1 protein-coding gene is annotated in these 527 nt (G+C 32.1%); it reads left to right on the plus strand.

Going from position 1 to position 527, the window contains the following annotated elements; translation table 11 throughout:
- Positions 1 to 41: 41 nt before the first annotated feature.
- The coding region (locus tag ABCO64_RS10805) for a hypothetical protein (protein ID WP_343089483.1) at positions 42 to 527 on the plus strand (486 nt) is incomplete at its 3' end.

Here is a 527-nt window from a genome sequence, read left to right on the forward strand (position 1 = left end):
TACTTAGAGAGTTATTTTCCCCTTGATGAGAGGAGTTTCGTATGAATAGTGAGATTAAAGCACTATATCGCAAAAAGAAATCTGCAGAAATCACAGTCTTTTTTGGAGTGTTAATCATAGTATTAAGCGCTTTATCCTATCGTATGAATGCCCATGTTCTTTATAATGGGATTGCTTTAGTTGCTGGGTTATTGCTTGTGTTTTTTGGAGTTTCCAATTTTTCACATCTAAAAGAAACGTTTAAAGAAAGTTTTATCTCAAAAAACCTTTCTGAATGGATGAAAGGTGGAGATTACTTTCAATATGTAGGACTTTCTAAACTCCAAGCTTACGGGTCTGACTTTTTCAATCCTTCTGAAAAATATGATTCAGAGGCTTTAATTACTGGAACCGTTGATAATATTCCGTTTTTATCTAGTGACTTAATGCTTTATAAAGCTAAAACAGATAGCCATCCATTTTTTAACGGTAGACTGTTTATTTTTGAGTTTAATCATTCATTATCTTTAGATTTTTTAGCATTACAG

It is taken from the genome of Methanocalculus natronophilus (assembly GCF_038751955.1).
In the GTDB taxonomy this organism is placed as follows: domain Archaea; phylum Halobacteriota; class Methanomicrobia; order Methanomicrobiales; family Methanocorpusculaceae; genus Methanocalculus; species Methanocalculus natronophilus.